16 protein-coding genes and 1 pseudogene are annotated in these 17963 nt (G+C 63.6%); 9 read left to right on the forward strand and 8 right to left on the reverse strand.

Annotated features, from left to right (window positions below):
- The first annotated feature begins 134 nt into the window (after window positions 1–134).
- Together H537_RS53050 and H537_RS55010 are read left to right on the forward strand one after the other, a co-directional pair.
- The gene (locus H537_RS53050) at window positions 135–293 is read left to right on the forward strand and encodes a hypothetical protein (protein WP_156901789.1); all 159 of its coding nucleotides are present in this window, start codon (window positions 135–137) and stop codon (window positions 291–293) included.
- A 306-nt stretch (window positions 294–599) separates the two neighbouring features.
- The gene (locus H537_RS55010; protein ID WP_211235026.1) at window positions 600–752 is read left to right on the forward strand and encodes a hypothetical protein; all 153 of its coding nucleotides are present in this window, start codon (window positions 600–602) and stop codon (window positions 750–752) included.
- A gap of 15 nt (window positions 753–767) precedes the next feature.
- Here H537_RS55010 and H537_RS0117150 read toward each other — a convergent pair whose 3' ends face one another.
- Window positions 768–2165, reverse strand: a complete 1398-nt coding sequence (locus H537_RS0117150) for an MFS transporter (RefSeq protein ID WP_238446709.1) — start codon at window positions 2163–2165, stop codon at window positions 768–770.
- On the opposite strand from H537_RS0117150, the gene H537_RS0117155 reads away from it, so the two are divergent.
- Window positions 2128–2832: an AraC family transcriptional regulator gene (locus tag H537_RS0117155; protein ID WP_375136331.1), complete on the forward strand. Its 705-nt coding sequence runs from the start codon at window positions 2128–2130 to the stop codon at window positions 2830–2832. The genes H537_RS0117150 and H537_RS0117155 overlap by 38 nt on opposite strands.
- A 329-nt stretch (window positions 2833–3161) precedes the next feature.
- Here the strand turns inward: H537_RS0117155 and H537_RS49415 are convergent, their stop codons facing one another.
- Both H537_RS49415 and H537_RS43760 read right to left on the reverse strand, forming a co-directional pair.
- Window positions 3162–5378 carry an ATP-binding protein gene (locus H537_RS49415; RefSeq protein WP_169517029.1) on the reverse strand — a complete coding sequence of 739 codons (2217 nt, stop codon included), beginning with the start codon at window positions 5376–5378 and terminating at the stop codon, window positions 3162–3164.
- A gap of 332 nt (window positions 5379–5710) precedes the next feature.
- Complete coding sequence (locus H537_RS43760) at window positions 5711–7612, reverse strand: sensor histidine kinase (RefSeq protein ID WP_169517030.1); 1902 nt, start codon at window positions 7610–7612, stop codon at window positions 5711–5713.
- 534 nt (window positions 7613–8146) lie between these two features.
- Here H537_RS43760 and H537_RS49420 point away from each other — a divergent pair.
- Both H537_RS49420 and H537_RS56295 read left to right on the forward strand, forming a co-directional pair.
- Window positions 8147–9325: a GGDEF domain-containing protein gene (locus H537_RS49420; protein WP_238446711.1), complete on the forward strand. Its 1179-nt coding sequence runs from the start codon at window positions 8147–8149 to the stop codon at window positions 9323–9325.
- A gap of 99 nt (window positions 9326–9424) precedes the next feature.
- Window positions 9425–9550: a hypothetical protein gene (locus H537_RS56295; protein ID WP_259375234.1), complete on the forward strand. Its 126-nt coding sequence runs from the start codon at window positions 9425–9427 to the stop codon at window positions 9548–9550.
- Window positions 9551–9877: 327 nt separating this feature from the next.
- Here H537_RS56295 and H537_RS0117185 read toward each other — a convergent pair whose 3' ends face one another.
- The 4 genes from H537_RS0117185 to H537_RS49425 form a co-directional block, all read right to left on the reverse strand.
- Window positions 9878–10546, reverse strand: coding sequence for a hypothetical protein (locus H537_RS0117185; protein WP_156901790.1), 669 nt, complete (start codon window positions 10544–10546; stop codon window positions 9878–9880).
- A 103-nt stretch (window positions 10547–10649) separates the two neighbouring features.
- Window positions 10650–10865, reverse strand: coding sequence for a hypothetical protein (locus H537_RS0117190; protein ID WP_169517031.1), 216 nt, complete (start codon window positions 10863–10865; stop codon window positions 10650–10652).
- 145 nt (window positions 10866–11010) lie between these two features.
- Window positions 11011–11988, reverse strand: coding sequence for a hybrid sensor histidine kinase/response regulator (locus H537_RS43770; protein ID WP_156901792.1), 978 nt, complete (start codon window positions 11986–11988; stop codon window positions 11011–11013).
- Between the two features lie 36 nt (window positions 11989–12024).
- Window positions 12025–13263, reverse strand: a complete 1239-nt coding sequence (locus H537_RS49425) for a cache domain-containing protein (RefSeq protein ID WP_169517032.1) — start codon at window positions 13261–13263, stop codon at window positions 12025–12027.
- A gap of 156 nt (window positions 13264–13419) precedes the next feature.
- Here H537_RS49425 and H537_RS54460 point away from each other — a divergent pair, with 156 nt between their 5' ends.
- The 4 genes from H537_RS54460 to H537_RS0117215 all read left to right on the forward strand — a co-directional run bounded on the left by H537_RS54460 (window position 13420) and on the right by H537_RS0117215 (window position 17474).
- Window positions 13420–13878, forward strand: coding sequence for a hypothetical protein (locus tag H537_RS54460; protein ID WP_028998855.1), 459 nt, complete (start codon window positions 13420–13422; stop codon window positions 13876–13878).
- Window positions 13879–15323: 1445 nt separating this feature from the next.
- Entirely contained in the window at window positions 15324–16625 is a 1302-nt protein-coding gene (locus H537_RS0117205; protein WP_028998856.1) for a replication initiation protein, read from the forward strand.
- Between the two features lie 249 nt (window positions 16626–16874).
- Window positions 16875–17171 carry a type II toxin-antitoxin system RelE/ParE family toxin gene (locus tag H537_RS0117210; protein ID WP_028998857.1) on the forward strand — a complete coding sequence of 99 codons (297 nt, stop codon included), beginning with the start codon at window positions 16875–16877 and terminating at the stop codon, window positions 17169–17171.
- A 6-nt stretch (window positions 17172–17177) separates the two neighbouring features.
- On the forward strand, window positions 17178–17474 hold the full coding sequence (locus H537_RS0117215) for an addiction module antidote protein (RefSeq protein ID WP_028998858.1): 297 nt from the start codon (window positions 17178–17180) through the stop codon (window positions 17472–17474).
- A 132-nt stretch (window positions 17475–17606) separates the two neighbouring features.
- Here H537_RS0117215 and H537_RS54465 read toward each other — a convergent pair.
- Window positions 17607–17963 (reverse strand): annotated as a pseudogene (locus H537_RS54465) (hypothetical protein); the annotation flags it as partial.

Genomic DNA, 17963 nt, shown 5'->3' on the forward strand with positions numbered 1-17963 from the left:
CTCATGCTTTGGATGATTGATGTGGCAACTGTTTGCGCTGATTGCCTGGTCCGTCCATGCATCAACGGATCAGCTTGGTATCCATGCTTGCTGAAGCGCTTGAGCCGTCAAGGAAAACAACGTAATGGACCTATATGGAAACTCTTGAGATATGGCTGGTATTCCTGACAGTGGTGCTGCTTGGCTGCACCGTCCACGCGTGGCGCTTGGGCAACGAAAAGCGTGACGTTGCTTTTCTGGGAGCCACCAGCGTCTTGTGCGGTGCCGGCGCCGCAGCCGTCGTGTTGCTGTGATGCGTGGCCACACGCGAGGGAACGCGCAACAGGCCCCTCTATGGAGCACAATGGTTTTGCCCGCCGGGCACGACGTGCGGGCTGATGTTGTGATATCCGGCATCGGAACCCGAAGCGCATTGCTTGGATGATTGATCGCTGACATGTCGACTCTGTAGAGGCAGCTTTCGGCAGCGATTTGCGTACAGACGCGCTAATCGCGCATACGTTAATTGCAGCTACCAAAGACGTTGCGTTATCAACCTCATTTGACATAAACGCAATTGGTGTGACTCACACTTTGGGCACATCAACTTCCGCGGCACCATGCGGTTTGGCATCGAACGCTTCGCTCAGTCGCTGATCGACGACCATGCCGGGTCGGCGCGCCAGTTGTGGCTGGTCTGCGTAACTGGGCAGATGCCCATGCCGTTACCCGTCGCGATTGCGGGCGCTGCATTTCTGGCACAAGGCCAGTGAGGAGGCTGCGTAACTTCACGCCGCAGACGGCCTGGGGTTGGGTTTGGGCGTAGTCGGCAATTGGCTCACGACCAGCAGCGTCACCACGGAAATCAGCGCCATCACGCTCAGCAGCGCCGTGAAACCCGCGCCCTTGACCACGGGCCCGATCAGCCACACGGCCACTGAGCTGGCACCGAAAGAGACCGCGAGCCGCATGCCCGCAACGCGAGACCGCATCTCGTCATTCACGAAGCGAACGATCATCGCGTCGGTGAACGGAATGGCCGCGAAGATGGCCGACATGAAGAGGAACTGCGTGACGAAGAAGCTCCAGCCCTCCTGCGTCGTGGCCAGCATCAGCAACAGCGCTTGTGTCCCGATCACGCCGACGTACAAGCGCTTGAGAGAATGCTTGTCGATCAGGTGTCCAATGATCAGCTGAGTCAGCGAAGCCGCCCCATACACGGCCGCCAGCAGCATCCCGACCCTTGCAGGGTCCTGCACCAGGCCGTGCAGGCGGGCAGACAGCAATTCGAAGTTGCTATTGGTCGAGAAGTTGAACAATAGGCTGCCGCTGGTGGCGGCCATGGTCATGACCAGGAACAGACGCGCCATCGAAACACCCGTCAACACGCTGTTGTTGGACTTGCGTTTGGCGGGCGCAGCGTCTTCGGGATGAGCGCAAGCCGCGAACAGCGCGCCGCACACGATGCACACGATGCCAGGCACCACAAAGGCCGTGCGCCAGCCGAAGTACTTCACCAGAAACCCGGTGGTGACCGCCGCGAAGGCGACGCCCAGGTTACCCACCAGGCCATTGACGCCGATGGTCCAGCCCGGGCGTGCGGCGCCTTGCACCAGCATCGGAATGCCAACCGGGTGATAGATGGAAGCGAAGCAGCCCAGCATTGCCAACGCCATTGCGATCTGCAACGGTGATTGGGCGGCCGCCACGAGCATCGAAGACAAGCCCAAGCCGAAGAAGAACACCAACATCATCTTGCGCCTCCCCCACAGGTCGCCCAGCTTGCCCGCAGGAAGCGAGCCGACGCCGAAGAAGAAGAATGCGGCGACGCCGTAGGGCATCAGGTCTTCCCAGCGTTGCAAGCCGAAGTCGGCCGCGATCCGCGTCACCGCAGTGGCGAAGATCAGCAGCAGCATGTGGTCCAGCGCATGGCCAATGTTCAGCAGGGTTTGAGTAGGTCGGTGATTCATCACGGAATGGTCACCTGCTAAGCTTTGGCGGGCATGCTCGCCAACGCCAAGAATGCGTCCAAAACCGCCAACGTCCCCATCCTTGCCCACTGCCACGTCTCGCAACGCCGATGCCCGAGCGGCAAATCGGGTGCCGCGTGCCGTCACGGCGCTGGCCCGCTCCGATCCAGCGGGCGTTGTGATCGATGCACATAGCCACTCGCGGGACCAGTTCATCTACGCCATCCGCGGCGTCATGAGCATCGAAGCAAATGGATGCCTCTGGACAATTCCGTCCAGCCACGGCATGTGGATGCCCGCCCACATGACGCACAAGATCCGCATGGACACGGCGGTGGAGATGCGCACGCTCTACTTCCAGCAGGGCATCGTGCAGACCCTGGGCGGTGACTGCTGCGTCCTGGCCGTGACGCCGCTGCTGCGCGAATTGATTCTGCGCGCGATGTCGATCCGGCCGCACTACGACCCCGGCAGCGCGGAGGAACGGCTGATGCAGGTTGCCGCGGACGAGATGGGTGTGCTGGAGCGTCAGCCGCTGTCACTGAAGATGCCGTCTGACAAGCGCCTGACGCGCCTGTGCCAGTTGATGATCGAACACCTTTCTGACTCGGCCTCGATTGCCGATCTGGGTGAACGCGTCGGCCTCTCGGAGCGCAGCGTGATTCGGCTCTTTCCCCAGGAAACCGGGTTGAGCCTTCACCGCTGGCGCCAGCAGGCACGGCTGATGCGCGCCTTTGTGCTGGCGGAACAGGGCATGAACGTCACGCAGGTGGCGTTCGAACTGGGTTACAGCAGCTCGTCGGCTTTCAGCAAGATGCTGCGCAAGCAGCTTGGTGGAGCCCCGCGGCAGGTGCTGAGCCGGCACGACGCCGCCGCTGGCTGAAGCACACGGTAGGTCGCTGCGAAAGCACATTGAAGTCGGACCAGATATTGGTGATAGACGCGGCTGCAGACTTGCCAAACGGAACTGCTATCACGATAACTTTTCCTATCACTATAGTTGCGTAGTAGAAGGAACTGCCGAGTCTAAAAGCGGTCTACCGCAAGTATTAACGACTGCCTTGTACCAATTTTCCTGTTGCGTTGATATTGCATCCAAGTCGACATAAGCGCAGTTGACACGCTGATCGCCGCAGTCCAATGACGCAGGTGTCTGCGATGCTGCGGACCATGCGATCACTTCTGTAGCTTCAGAAGAATCGCCTGCTGAAGTCAAGTCCTGGGCTGATGGCCTTCACGCCATTTCGCCGTCCTGCTGGACGCCGCTCGGACCCGTGCCAGCAGCTCTTCGGCTGGGCACGGTTTGGGCAGCACCAGCAAGCCCATGTCCCTGGCCTTCTCAAGCTCTTCGGTGAATCCGGTCATCAGGATCACGCCTGTCGAGTCATTGCGCTGGGCGACCTGGCGGGCCAGAGCAATACCATCCATGGACCCGGGCATGCGAATGTCGCTGAGAACGACGTGAAAGGGCACGGCCCCCTCCAGCAGCACCAAGGCGTCGTCGGCCGTCCTGGCATGCTCCACCTGGCAACCTGCAGCCACCAGGACGTCGGCTGCGGCCTGGGCCAGGTCCTCGTTGTCTTCCACGAGCAGCACCCGAGCGTCGATGGAACTGGTGTCGAGCGAATCGGGCTCGCTGCCCTTGCGCGCCAGCGGCTTGCGGGACAAGGGAAGGTACATTCGGACCGTGGTACCGCGGCCGAGCTCGCTTTGCACCGTGGCAGTCCCTCCAGACTGCGTGCACAGCCCGTAGACCTGGCTCAGGCCCAGCCCCGTGCCGTGGCCCACCGGCTTTGTCGTGAAAAACGGCTCGAACACCTTGCCGAGCACCTCAGGCGCAATGCCCGTCCCGGTGTCACTGACCTCCAGCACCGCGAGGTCGGCTTCTGTCCCAGGCACTTCGCCAGCGTGCGCACGGCGTGCCGTGACGCCCAGGACGCCACCATCAGGCATCGCATCCCGGGCGTTGACCGCCAAGTTGATCAGGGCGAGTTCCAGCTCGTTCGGATCGATGTCGACGAACAGCGGTGCCGATTCGACCTCGCTTTGCAGCTCGATGCGGCTGTGCAGCGCCGAGCGCACCAGCTCCGTGAGCGGCGCCAACTGCTCGCCCAGGTCAATGACCTCCGGGCGCATCGGTTGGCGGCGCGAAAAGGTCAGCAACTGGCGCGTGAGCTTGGTACCGGCTGACACCGAGCGCTCGATCTTCGAGACACAGCCCTCCTGCATGGCAGTCAGCCCGGTGCGGCGCAGGATGTGCGCGTTGGTGCCGATGACCATGAGCAGGTTGTTGAAGTCGTGCGCCACGCCACCGGTGAGGTGCGCCACGGCCTCCAGGCGCTGGCCCTGGATCATGGCCTTGTTTGCCTGCTGCGCCTGGGCCAGCGCCTCGCTGATGCGGCGCTGCGTCAAGGCGTTGGCGTCGCGGATGGACGCTGCGGCATCCGACATGGCGGCGCCGGCCTCGTCGATCTCGACCACGCCAGTGGGGCTGAAGGCAACGGCACGGCCTTGACCCAGCGCGCCAGCGGCATGCTTGAGTGCCACGACCGGCCGCATGAGAGCCCGCCCCACCCAGAGTGCACTGATCACGGCACCTACCCCCAGCAACGCGGCTGCCGAGGCAAACCAGGCCAGAGCCTGCGCCGACCATGACGCGACTTCGGCACGCGGAACGCCGATGGCGAAGCCCCAGCCATAGTTGGTACCCTTGCTGAAGGCTGTCGTGACGGCTCGCCCGTCGATGGTCACTGTGTTGAAGCTGCCTTCCTCGCGGGCTGCGAGCTGCTGGAGCATGTCCGCGGTCGCCTGCTTGCCTACCAGCTTTTCCGGGTTGATGGTCCGCGCCACGATGAAGCCGTTGCGGTCAAAGACCGATCCGATCCAGTTGGCGGGCAACCGCTGCTCCTTGAGCAGCGCCTGCAGATAGCTGGCATAGCCGCCCACGGAGAGGTAGTAGCGCAGCTGCCCCTTGATGACGACGGGCACTTCCACGGCGAAGCTGTACTGCCGTCCAAAGGGCGCGAAGTACAGGTCTGACACCAGCGTGGCCGTCGGATCCGCCTGCCGGCGCAACTCGGAGAAGACCGTGCGTGGCAAGGCTGTCTCACCAAAGGGCCGTCGGGTATTGAGCACTTGCTGGCCCGAGACGTCGCTGAGGACCACCACCATGTCAGGCTGCGGGGCGATCTCCCGCGCGTAGCGGTAGAAGGCCGTCAGATCGTCCTGGCCGAGCGTCGGCGACTTGGCCAGCGTCTTGACCATCGCTTCGCGCCGGGCAAGCTCACGGTCCACCACCATGGACATGGCCCGGGAGGTTTCCAGCACCCGTTCTTCGAACGATTGCCTCTCCTGGCGATAGAAGTACCCGATGCTCGCAACGGCTGCCAGCAGCGTAGGCAGCAGCACCGACAGCACAAGAAGAACCAACCAGGATCGCACACTGAACCTGCGCGGCATTCACTTGCTCCATCGGCATGACAATCTGAACCTGCGGGACAAGCTTCCTCAAAGGTCGAGAACGATCTTACCGGCAAGGCCGTCGGCCCGCCGGGTGTGCCTTGATGCGGCTGTGGAGCGCGCTCTATGACGTAGGCGGCATTGCCGGCGCTGCTGCCACGAGCGCCTGCACCGCCTCGATGCCGTCAGATTCCTTGTTGCAGCTGACTGCGATGCGCGGCGCGGCACGGTCGTCGGTGGGCAACGGGTGTACTTCGACAATCAGCAAGGGATCGATGTTCGCAGCGTCTGCCTCCTCGGTATCAAGCCTGTAGAGGCAGGCTCAGCATGAACGTAGCCCCGCAGCCAACCCCAGCACTTGACGCGCTCAATTCACCGCCGTGTCGCTCAGTGATATGTCGGGCGATGGAAAGACCCAAGCCCAGGCCGCCGCGTCGTCCCGTGCTGGTATCGGCCTGCCAGAAGCGCTCGAAGACCTTCGACAGCAGTGCCGGTTCAATGCCCTGTCCGTGGTCTATGACCGTCAGCGTGGCGCGTGCCTCGTCCATCTCCAGCATGACTAGCACCAGCCCGCCCTCTTCCGAGAACTTGATGGCGTTGGAGAGCAGGTTCCAGATGGCCTGCTGCAGCCGCAAGGCATCCGCGATTACGGGCACGGCGACCGTCGGGCGGCTCCATCGCAGCGTCACGCCTCGCGCGTGCGCTGTGGGGTGCACTGTCTGCACGGCGGCATCGACGATGTCGCCCAGGTCGCTGTCCTGCATGTAGAGATCGAACTTTCCAGCGACGATGCGCGTGGCGTCCAGCAGATCGTCAACCAGCCGGGCGAGTGCGAGTGCGTTGCGCGTAATGGCCTGGATGCCTGCTGCGGCAGCGGCTGGCTCAGACTGCTTTTCCAGGACCTTGGTCCAGCCCAGGATGGCGCTCAGCGGGGTGCGCAGTTCGTGCGAGACGACGCCGACGAAGAGGTCCTTCTGGCGGCTGGCTTCCTCTGCCTCGCTTCGGGCTTGCTGTTCCGCGGCCAGCGCCTTGCGCCGCTCGGCCTCCACCTCCTTGAACGGCGTGACGTCGTACCAGGCCACGATGCCGCCCGCGATCGTCCCGTCGGCTGCGTGGATGGGGCCGGCTGCGCAGGACACCGGCAGCAATGAGCCGTTGGCACAGCGGATGAGCCATTCCTCGTTGCGGATGACGGTGCCTTGTGCCGCACGGTGCAAGGCCATGTCTTCCTTGCGTGCCGGTGTAGTGCCGTCGAGGTGGTAGACCTGCCAGGTGTCCCACTGCCTGCCTACATCCTTTTCGGACTCGATCATGTCGAGCCCGAACCGGTTGACCAGGCTGATGTGCTGGTCGCTGTTGACCGAAACGGCGATGCCGACCGGGACGTGTTCAAGCACGGACTCGACGATGTGCTGATGGCGCTGCACCGCATCCTGCGCACGGCGCAGTTCCTCTTCGGCTTGTACCTGTTGCGTCACGTCGATGTTGACCCCGACCACCACCGGGCCCCTGGCGCCGACGCTGGCAACCTGGCCACAGGAGACGAGCCAGCGGATGGAGCCATCGCCGGCTCGCACGCGCAGCCTAACAGGCGGGTAGTCGCCCGCCTTGTGCAACCGCTCGATGACATCGTCCATGACGGCGCGGTCTTCCGGGACGATGAAGGAGATGAAACGGCTGGGTGCTTCGATGCCGCTGCCCCTGGGCAGGCGCAGCATGTCGTAGAGCGGCGGGTTCCAGTAGGCGGTGTCGGTGGCCTGGTCCCACTCCCACAGCCCCATGCTGCCGGCCTGCAGCGCCGTGTTGAGCGCAGGTGCGAGATGCCGTGCATCGGCAAGCGGCGCGCTTGCATCGGCATCCTCGCCGTCCCGCTCCTGGATGACCAGCCATCCACGGCCGTCGCAGCCGAGGTCGAGTACGGGCGAGGCAAGCAGTCGTCTCGCACCTGGAAGATCCAGCACAAACGGCTCCCCGCCAGCGATGCCTGACAGCCAGCCGTCATCGGCAGCACTATCGTGCGAGCCGGAAAAATGCGGGATGCCGCCTGGGGTGCTGTCGTGCAGCAGCAAGGCCGCCGCCTGGTTGGCAAGCAGCAATGTTCCATCAGCCAGCGTCGCGAACGCGGGCGCTGCCATCACTTCCAACGCCCGAGCGACGGCCCGTCGTGCAGCGGAGTCGGCCGGCAGTTGCAGTGGCGCAGGCATCACGGCGGTCCCAGGAAAATGGCGAGTCTGATTCTCCGGTACAACCGGCATGTACATGACCCGACGGTTGGGTGAGCTGCCTCGGGCCGGTGCCCAATGGTCGATATTCCAGCAGCCAGCCCTTATGCAGGTACGAAATGCCCAGCGCCCGCTGTGCGGCCAACCCCTTGGCCCTGACCAGCAGATTGAAAGTAAAAACTTGCAGTTGCCGGACGTCGGTAACGGCCTTGTGGGCAGAGCACTGGTTGAGCCAGCGTACATGGAAAAGCGATGGCACTGGCGGGCGAATGCTACGGGTGGCGTGCGAGACAGGCGCGTCCCGGCCACTGCGCTGGGGGCCTGCCGAGGCGGCAAGGATGAAACTCAGAACGAAACACGCTTAACGCTTGGCGGCGTACGTGTCCTTGCGCCACCTCAAATACCGTGATTTTTTCACTGGACGGCTGGTCAAGGACGGCGGTGACCTGCCGATAGAGAGCGGCAAAACAACCCGTGGCCGACCAGCGTGCACTCGCTGCAAGTCGGCCCTTGTCCATGCTTCGTCGTATAGCGCGCGTCCTGCGCCTGACCCAGTTCCTCGGCCTGCTGCTCGTCATCGGCATGGGCGTGATGCTCTATGGCGCTCTCGCGGACTTCGAGAAGGCCGGCCGCTGGGTTGAGCATTCACAGGAGATCGTCGGCGAGATCGGGCAGGTGCGCCTTGAAACATTGCGCTCCGGTGTTTGGCTGCGCAAGTTCATGGTGGACCGCAACCCGGATTCGCTGCAGCGGGTGCACACGTCTGCGAGTGAGGCGATGCACGCGGCTGACCGGCTCCTGGCCCTCACGCAGGCCGACCCTGTGCACACCGACAGACTGCATCTGCTCAGAGCCGAACTCTCAGAAGTGCTGGGCCAGTACCGCAGTGCGGCGAACATCGCCGAGCGCGACGGCCCGGCAGCACTGCAGTTGCTGATGGATGCACGGTTAGCCAACGACCCGACCCGCGAGCTGCGCATGCTGCTGGACCAGGCCGAACAGGTTCAGAAAGAGCTGCTGCACAGCAGGACGCGAAAGCAAACCGAGCAACTCGACCTGTTCAAGAAGCTGCTTGCAGGCGGCGGATTGGCTTTCGTGGCGTTCATGCTCTGGGCTATCCGATATTCGAGCCGCCTGCTGCACCTGGGCCACGAACAGATCCATCGGCTCAAGGTCGATGCGCTGCACGACTCGCTCACCGGGCTGCTCAACCGCCGCGGACTGGAGGAGCAGCTGGCCATGCTGGGCAGCACGCCCGCTGGCACTGGCGAGCACGTCGCCGTGCTGGTGGTGGACCTTGACGACTTCAAGCCCATCAATGACCGCTACAGCCATGCCGCCGGAGACCAGGTACTGCAGAAGGTCGCAGCGCGCCTGCGGCGGCAGTGCCGGGAGGGCGATGCCATTGCGCGCGTCGGTGGAGACGAATTCGTTGTCGTGCTGCGCGGCGTCGATTCGCGCCAGGAGGCCATGACGATCGCGCAGCGGATCTGCACGCGGTTGATGGCCCCCATCCCGCTCGGGGGTGCGGTCGTGCGCATTGGGGCGTCCGTGGGCATCGCGATGCTGCACGAGGACGGCCCGGACATGGACGCGTTGTTGCAGGCCGCCGATGAACAGATGTACGAGGTGAAGAGAGCCGGCAAGGGCCAGCCGCGTCCTCGCTCCCGGATGCTGGCAGCAGTGGGCGCCTGATCCGGCTGCAGGCTGCGGGAAGTACGGTGCGTTTCCCGGGGGGCGCGCGGCTGCGACACCCGGGTGGGCCGGGCACTGGCGCTGCTCGGGACCGTCGGCATGGACGGCAAGTTGAGCCAGCTGCGCGCTGAGCGTGATGAATTGGTGAGCCAGCTGCTGGTGCTGGAGCAGGCTATCGAGGCACAGCCGCCGCCGCAATGGTGGGAGGGCTCACAGCGCAACTGAACGAGCTTTCCGAGCGTGCCACGGAGCTGCTCCGGCGGCTGAGCGCCGTGAACAACAAGATCATGGCGTTGAGCGCCGGGCTGGCGTCAGACCAGGCGTGACGGCTATTGCTCGCGGTTCGAGCAGCAAGGGGTTCTGCTGACGCCGCCCAAGCGCGATGCCGACGACGGGCGAGCTTGCCGCCCGAGGTGGCGCAGTAGAGCCGGAAAATGGAGGCGCAGCCCTGCGCGCGCGCCAACGGCAAGCCGTGCCGCCGGCACATGAACAGGCCAAGGTGTTTGGGGGAAGCGCTGTGGCGGCGACGCCTGGCGCGCGCACGCCCAGGACTCAGTGCACCGGCGCGCTGTCCATGATTTCAACCAGATCCCAGGCCGGGATAGCTTCGGGCGGAGGCTGGTCCGTCACCGCAATGCCGATGCTGCGAACGCGCGTCATCAAGCGCAGTTCGCCGATGCCCATGTTCAGCATCACGTCAGCCACCAAGGCTCCGGGGACGTCTTGAGGGTCCATCTCGGTCACGGCCACACTTGGCACGAAGCACGCCACGTCGAACGTGCCGGGCACTGCTGTGTTGGGCGCGGCCATGAAGCGCACCTGCTGGACAGGAATCTCCTTGCCGAGGATCTCCAGCGAGGCCAGCTCGTGTGCCATTTCCCTGGGCGTTGGCGGCGTGAAGGCGCAGAGCTGGATGCGCGGCGGCATCGCCGGCGCTGCAGCCACGAGCGCCTGCACCGCATCGATGCCATCAGGATCGTGGTTGCAGCTCACGGAAATGCGCAGCACGGCGCTGTCGGCCGCGGGCACCTGGTCTACTTCGATGGTCAGCAGCGGGTCGATGTCGGCGGCGGCGTCGCGCAGGGTCTGCACGATCCAGCCGATGTGCTGGAGACCTTCCTGGAGTCCTTGGTCGTTGGGCGACGCATCAAGCAACGCGCACAGCGTGCCCCCGGCGTCCACTACCGTTTTCCAAAAATCTCTTGCCTTGTCCTGGTCCATGGCCTGTTGCCGTGAGAGGGTGAGTGCGAGTCGCTGGTTGTTAGGCGACGGAGCAATGATGCCGCGTGCAGTGGAGCCAGCGCTTGGCGCGCACGCACAGGCCTCAGTGCACCGGCACACGGTCGGTGATCTCGACCAGTTCCCAGGCCTGAAGGGCCTCGGGCGGTGGGCGGTCCGTCACCGCAACGCCCCTGCTGCTCACGCGTGTCATCGCGCGCAGCTCGCCGATGCCTATGCACAGCATGACATCGGCAACCAGGGCGCCGGGCACGCCTTGTGCATCGGTTTCCGTCACGGCCGAGCTGGGGTCGCGCAGCATGGCCACCAGGCCGCCTGTCAAGGCTTCGACAGCGCCTCGGCAGACCGTATTGCTCGCCATGGGCCCTCCTGAACCGCTGGAAATTACACATGGCGATATCCAAGGTGGTCACGGTCGGCCCGGCACCAAGTACTTCAACGGCCTGTCAGCGGTTCCGGGCAGCATCGTCCAATAGAAATCGCAGCAGGGGTAGCAACTCCTCGACCGACCTCTCCTTGTGCATCACCGCCCGCGCACCGGCCTGGTAGGCTTGCGTACGCAAGGTGTCTGTCACAAGGCCCGAACTGACCATGACTGGCAGGTGCGGGCGAAGCGCCGTCAATTGGCGAACCACCTCGAGTCCCGACAACTGAGGCATGTTGTAGTCGGTGACGACGATGTCGAAGGAGTGTGGACGTTCCTGGATGAGAGCCAAGGCGGCCATAGGGTCGCCAATGGTCGTGATCCGGTAGCCTGTGCGTTTGAGCAGGTGCTCGACCATCAGGCACATGACTTCATCGTCATCGAGGTAGAGAACATGCTCTGACTGTCCAGGTGCTGGATTGAACTGCGGGACGACAGTGCTGCGCTTGTGGTCGATGTCCGGTTCGGAGGGTGCTTGCGGCAAGTAGATGTCGAATCGGGTGCCTCGGCCGGGCCGACTCTCCACGCTGATGGCGCCCCCGTGCGCAGTGATGATGCCGTGCACGACCGACAAGCCCAGTCCGGTGCCCTGACCGATGGGTTTGGTGGTGAAGAAAGGCTCGAAGACCCGCTTGAGCGTGGCCTCGTCCATGCCTTCGCCATCGTCGCTGACCCACAGGTGCACCACTGCGTCGGTCTCCAGCCCGCGCGGACGCTGCGACGGATTTTCAAACTGGAGCGCTCCAAGACCGATTTCGATGCGGCCACTACCCCCCTTCATGGCATGCCATGCATTGGTGCACAGGTTCAGCAGTACCTGCTGGATCTGGGTCGGGTCGCACATGACGTGCAGGGGCTGTGCCGGAAGCACCGTCTCGAGCGCCACGCCGGCAGGAAGCGTGGCCCGCAACAGTGCCACGGCTTCGCGTACCAACGGCACCAGGGGATGATTCGCCATCTCCGTCGGCTGACGGCGGCTGAAGACAAGGATTTGCTGCACGAGGCTGCGTGCCCTGAGTGCGGCGTTGTGCACCTGCTACAAGCTGGCCGCTGCAGGATGACTGGCGCCCACGTCTGCTTGCGCCAGCGCCAGGTGGCCCAGAAGAGCGCCCATGATGTTGTTGAAGTCGTGGGCGATGCCTCCGGCCAGAGTGCCGATGGCCTCCATCTTCTGCGATTCGCGCAGTTGCTCCTCCAGCGCTATGCGTCGGGCTCGTTCCGCGTCGCTGCGGTCGCGCACGTCGAGCATCAGGTTGAACTGTTGTGCGACGGCGACGATCTCTGCCGGTCCGCTGCTGGGCGCGCGGGCATGCGTTTGCCCTTCGGCCACCTGGCTGGCAGCAGCAGCCAGCGCACGGATCGGCTTTTCGATCGAGCGTGCAATGCGCCAGGCCATCCATAGCAGCAGCCCGAAGAAAAGCGTGGCGAATACGACCGTGCGAAGTAGCAGCTTCTGATGTGAGGCAAACACTTCCGCCTCGGGAATGCCTGCCACCACGCGCCATCCCAGCCCTGGTACCGTGGCTTGCGCATAGAGCCGACGCACGCCATCTATGCCGGCTATGGCTGCTTCATCCTGCCCCTTCCATATCGCGTTGATCTGCGGCGGCGTCGGCTTGCCAAGCCACTCTCCGGGATCCCGAGAGCGCAGTACAACCTTGTAGTCCGTGTCGCTGGCCGCAACAAGAAGGTTGTCGGGGAGCGGGCCAATGGCACGCTGCTGCAGCTCCAGCAAGTCCAACGCCAGAAGGACCAACCCAATGGTGTGACCCTGGGCGTCGGCGATCGGATAGTTCATTATCGAAATCCAACGCCCGGTGCGTGACCCGACCAGTGCTCCCGTAATGCCAAAGCCGGGGTTGCGCAGTGCTCTCTGGAACCAGTCTTGCGGCGCTACCTGGTCTGCCCCAGGCGCATGCGGTCGGTACGCGCACACGATGTTGCCTGTGCGGTCACGCATGTCCAGTCCGGTGTACTCCGGCTGCACCGTGATGTACTCGGCCACCAGGGGGTCACAGCGTTTGGGATCGAGCGCACGCACCAGGGGCCGTTGTGCAAGGCGGCGCAACACGGATTCCCGCTGCTGCATTTCCGACGCCAGGCGGCGAGCAGTGCCATCGGCGATGAGCTGGGCTTTTTCAAACGCCTCGCGCTCAGCTTGCCGCCAATCGCTGGCGAAAAGCCACACCAGGCTTCCGATCCCCGGCACTGCGAAGACCAGCACCAGCAGGGCAAGTTGCAGCCGGATCGACCAAGGTCTTTGCGAAAGCGTCATGCCCTTGGATCCTGCCAGGTGGTGCTGGTAGCCAGTATCGTCCAGGCGTCCCAGACGCATGCTGGAGGAGCACATGAACTTCCGTTGCCAGTAGCGCTGCCGGCTGGCGCGCCCGCGGGGGAAACGATGTCTGTCGCGGCGTGGCACTCTTGGGGCATGCCCGACGCGTTCGACCCCCGGCCACCGCAGGAGTTGCGTGCCTTCTACGACCGTTTCTCCGCGCGGTTCCGGGCACCCGGTGTGCGTCTGTGCAGTTACCAGCTGAGGTGGATCGCCTTTCGCAGCGAAGAATTGGACTGGGGCATCGAGCGCGCGGTGCTGGACTTGGCCTGGGGCGAAGAGAACGTTACCCGGCAAGTTCAGTTCGTCGCGCGCGTGCGTGAAGAAGTACCAGCGATCTGCTCGCTGACCTTCGTGGAGGTGGGGCTCAGGAAGTCGCTGCGGTGTAGCGACGATGAGCCGGTGGTGACGGCCAAGCCGGTGCTGGCGATATCGATGTGGCGGTCCGACCATCCGTGCGGGCTGTTTGGTCTTGTAGACCTTAATGCGCAAGGTCGGCCCACGGGTTCGGTGAGGGCGCCACTGCCGCTGGTGCGCATGGGTGGCTGGATTTGAAGTTAACCAAACGCAACATACCTGAATCCATTCCCATCACCCCAACCACGCTTCTCCCCCTCAAACCCTCTACTCCTTCCTTACACCCTCCCACGGGAAAGCCGCTCACAGGGAGCAACCTGGGGGCGGTCTTTCTCTGACTCTCTCTCCAATGCACGGCGCGCACAGGAAGCACACAGCTGGGCTTGAGACGGCTTCACAGCGGCCAGGGCGGGACAGCGAGGCAGGCCTCCCTTTCCCAGTCTTCAACGAAGCAGGCAAAGACCGGCAAAAACGCCCTTTCCGTCCCCTCTTCCAACCGGGCGGCCAGAACAGGCAGGGGACTGAGAACCAGCGACAAGAATCAGGTATGTTGTTTAGGAGTTCCTCTGGGCAAAAGCAGTACTGGTCATCTGCATGGCGACCACCTTGCGCTGCTCCACACTGCGCTAGTGGTGACAGGTCTTGTGGCTTGGCTCCGCTTCCAGCACCGGCTAAACCACAAGATCTGTCACCATGTGCTCGCCCCAAGGCGTCCTTGGTGACATGTTTTGTGGTTTGCTGCCTCTATGGCGTACGTCGACCGTGGAACGTGGCACTGCCAAGTGCTCGTTCAGCGCCCTTAGGTGACACCTTTTGTGGTCTGGAGCCAGCAAGGCACGGTTGAAACTACAAAAGGTGTCACCTAAGGGTGCTGCCATGCGCACGGGACATGCTGATTGAGCCAAGCTACAGCCGCGCCACGCCCGGCCGGCCACCCCGGAAGCCACAAAACCTGTACCCATGGAACGCCACGCCGCGTCCTACAAGGTGACAGGTTTTGTGGTTTGGCCGTTCCGTACCACCTCGAGTGGCTCCCTGGACGCGGGACACGCGTATTCAAGCCCGCTGCTCTGCGTCAACACGCCCGCAGTCGTCCCCCGAACTGGCGCCGCCAGCCTTTCACAAGCCCGAAGCGTGGCTTTGCACCGACTTGCACACCACTGCACGCCCCAAGGTGACAACTTTTGTGGTTTGGCAGCTCCGCTGAGTATGCCCGCGAGGTCGTTGAGGCACCGTCGCGCTGCTCTATCCACCTACCGTGGTCGAAACCACAAAACCTGTCACCTTAAACATCATATCCACACCCCTAAACCTACAAAACCTGCACCGGTAAACATCATTTCCGTGCACCTTGAACCACAAAACCTGTACCCCAAAACCACAAAAGGTGTCACCTAGACGCACGCAAGTGACTGTCACACAACAGGAAAACCACCCTTAAATGTATTAAAGGGATTAAAGGTTATTAAAGGTCTCAAACACAACGCGCGCGCGAGGTCCGACAGAATTCTTGAATTTCTAACCCGTGGCTTGAGCGATGCAGCATTTCACTGGCCTCGAAATTCATCGGGTACACTGGCCGCGCTTCGTGTAACCATGCCACGGAGGCCTCGTTGACCAGCAGCCCCCAACTCGACTTGCCCATGTCCGTACCCGGCCGGGAGCGCACCATCGTCCTGGAAGTCAACCAGCAAGACGAGTTGCTGCGTAAGACGGTGAAGATGGTGCACAGCCTGCCCCGAGGCGAGCACGTCTCGGTACTGCAGCGCAAGATGCTCAACGCTTGGCTGAAGTTCTCGCTGGAGACGCCGCGCGACGCAACGGGCTGGTGGAAGATGCCTATCTCCGTGCTGCGCCGCGAAACCGGCTTCACCTCCGAGAACATCAAGCACCTGAGGGAAGCGGCCACCGGCTTGATGGGCATCCGCTTCGAGCTCGACGTTTTCGCACGCGACCGCTCCGAAAGCGACTGGGTCGCGCACGTGCTTTTCCCCTCGGTATCTGTCTCCCGAGGTGTCATCCGCTGGACTATCAACGAGGCGCTGTATCCGGAGATTGCACGGCCCGAGGTCTACGCGCTCATCAACATGGCCATCATGCGGCGCTTTTCCACGAACGCCGCGCTGCAGCTGTGGGAGTTCTGCGTGCGCTTCGAGAACGTCGGGCAAACCAAGCGCATGAGCCCTGAGGACTTTCGCGACCTGGTCATGGGCAAGGCCGAGATGCACTCGTTCAGCGAGTACAAAGTGCTCAAGCGCCGCGTGATTACGCCGGCCATCGCCGAGATCAACGAGCGCTCGGAGCACCTGGTGGAGCTACTGGAACACAAGGTCGGCCGCCGCGTGGAGCAGATCCAGTTCACCGTGGCCCGCAAGCACCAGGGCGAAGCGCTGCCGGTGCAGGCCCTGCCATTGGTGGAGCGCATGGTGCAGCTGGGCGTGGCAGCACCCGACGCGCGACGGCTGGCGCTGCAGTACGACGCGGGCCGCATCCACGACGCCCTGCGCTACACGGAGATGCGCAACGCCGACCCACAGAAAAGTCCCTTGGATCTACCCGCGGCGTACTTCCGCAAAGCGCTGGAGCAGGGCTACGGCGCAACGCTAGCTCCGCCGGCCGCTGAAGCAACGTTGCCAACATCAGCGCCGGCCTTAGCACCGGCAGCGAAAAAGCCCAAGGCTTTCGACCTGCGTGAGGCCTTCGGCCAGCGCCGGCGCGATCTTGCCAAGGACTATTTCGTAGGCATGGATGCCCAGCGCAAGACCGAGCTGCAGCAGGCCTACAACGCACAGCAGACCGTGCCCGCTTTCCGTGTCAAGGCGCGGCTGACAAAGGGCTCTGAGGTGGCGTTCCTGAACTGGCTGGCGCTGCAGCAGTGGGGCGAGCCGTCGCTGGAGGACATCGTGAAGTTCTCCGAGGAGTTGCTGTCGGGGCAGGGCAGCTGAGGCTGCCGCTGCTTGCCGTCGGAAGAGCACCAAGCCACTTCGTGCATGTCGTCTGCAAGTCGTTCCGGGCACATGTCCGCATCCACACTTTCATCACGACCTGAGATGCGGCGGCGCGCAACATGTGCACCGCAGGCGTGGAAAAGCCCGCGTGGCGCGGGCCTGGCAGGCGTCGCTGGACACTCTGCACCGAGTGCAGAGCAGTGACACCTCCAGGCGCAGTTGTGAACCATAGATTACAATGGCCTCATGTTCGAGGTCATCCAGTCCGACACCTTCAGGACGTGGTTCACTGCGCTGAAGGATGCACAGGTCCGGGCTCTGGTGGCCGCGCGCATCCGGCGCGTGTCGCTGGGTAACCTTGGGGACGCCAAGCCGCTGCGCGAGGGGGTAAGTGAACTGCGCATCGATCACGGCCCGGGCTACCGGGTTTACTTCATGCGCCGCGGCCCCATCGTCATCGTACTGCTGGCCGGCGGCTCCAAGCGCACGCAGGACGCCGACATCCGGCGCGCCATCAAGATCGCCGCCGACTGGAAGGAGTGAGACGCCATGGCTGAGAAGTTCTCCCGTTGGGATGCAGCAGACCAACTTGCCACGGAGGCCGACATCGCGGCATACCTGGATGCCTGCATCAACGACGACCCAGGCGACGGCAGCCTCGTGCGCGCCGCGCTGAGTGACATCGCACGTGCTAAAGGCATGACGCAACTCGCTGCAGACACTGGGCTGAGCCGTGAAGGCCTGTACAAGGCCCTGTCGCCGGAAGGAAACCCCGGTTTCGGCACGGTACTCAAGGTGGCTCGCGCGCTGGGCGTGCGGTTGTCGGCACAGCCAGCGCATGGCTGAAGCCAGGTAGCAAGTCGGACAGATACCGGGTGCTGGCATCTGGAACACCGGCAAGAGTGTGTGCACGGCTTTCTGCCAGATGCCGGATTGGCCAGCGGTGGAGGCTGACGTCGTCCGGTGCTGATCACAGAACTATTCGGACGGATACCGGGCTGCCAAGTGCGCCACCTCCGCCGCACTGGCTCCCACCAGCTGTCGCGACACCCGCGCCAAGCCTTCGGCGCTGCACAGCGCGTAGCCATTGCGCCAAGTCCATAGCGGCTGCTGGCCATGGCCCAGGGCAGTGCCCAAGTCGGCCAGCGTATCGATCTGGCACCCGGCTCTCTGCCCGCGGCCGCCGGCCAGCGGCACCAGGTAGTTGCGGTAGATCGTCGCGGCACCGGCGGCTATCGCGCAGGCCGGTCCCTGGGTACGGTCCCATGCGTAGCCGGTCACGCCGTCCTCGGGGCTGATGTCGGGGCCCACCATCTCCAGCAGGTTGAACTGCGA

The organism is Azohydromonas australica DSM 1124, from assembly GCF_000430725.1.
GTDB classification, from domain to species: Bacteria; Pseudomonadota; Gammaproteobacteria; order Burkholderiales; family Burkholderiaceae_C; genus Azohydromonas; species Azohydromonas australica.

Coding starts and splice junctions, on each gene's coding strand:
- H537_RS53050 (WP_156901789.1), top strand. CDS start 135: ATGGAAACTCTTGAGATATGGCTGGTATTCCTGACAGTGGTGCTGCTT.
- H537_RS55010 (WP_211235026.1), top strand. CDS start 600: ATGCGGTTTGGCATCGAACGCTTCGCTCAGTCGCTGATCGACGACCAT.
- H537_RS0117150 (WP_238446709.1), bottom strand. CDS start 2,165: ATGAACTGGTCCCGCGAGTGGCTATGTGCATCGATCACAACGCCCGCT.
- H537_RS43760 (WP_169517030.1), bottom strand. CDS start 7,612: ATGCCTGCGCCACTGCAACTGCCGGCCGACTCCGCTGCACGACGGGCC.
- H537_RS49420 (WP_238446711.1), top strand. CDS start 8,147: ATGCTTCGTCGTATAGCGCGCGTCCTGCGCCTGACCCAGTTCCTCGGC.
- H537_RS56295 (WP_259375234.1), top strand. CDS start 9,425: ATGGACGGCAAGTTGAGCCAGCTGCGCGCTGAGCGTGATGAATTGGTG.
- H537_RS0117185 (WP_156901790.1), bottom strand. CDS start 10,546: ATGGACCAGGACAAGGCAAGAGATTTTTGGAAAACGGTAGTGGACGCC.
- H537_RS0117190 (WP_169517031.1), bottom strand. CDS start 10,865: ATGCTGCGCGACCCCAGCTCGGCCGTGACGGAAACCGATGCACAAGGC.
- H537_RS49425 (WP_169517032.1), bottom strand. CDS start 13,263: ATGACGCTTTCGCAAAGACCTTGGTCGATCCGGCTGCAACTTGCCCTG.
- H537_RS54460 (WP_028998855.1), top strand. CDS start 13,420: ATGCCCGACGCGTTCGACCCCCGGCCACCGCAGGAGTTGCGTGCCTTC.
- H537_RS0117205 (WP_028998856.1), top strand. CDS start 15,324: ATGTCCGTACCCGGCCGGGAGCGCACCATCGTCCTGGAAGTCAACCAG.
- H537_RS0117210 (WP_028998857.1), top strand. CDS start 16,875: ATGTTCGAGGTCATCCAGTCCGACACCTTCAGGACGTGGTTCACTGCG.
- H537_RS0117215 (WP_028998858.1), top strand. CDS start 17,178: ATGGCTGAGAAGTTCTCCCGTTGGGATGCAGCAGACCAACTTGCCACG.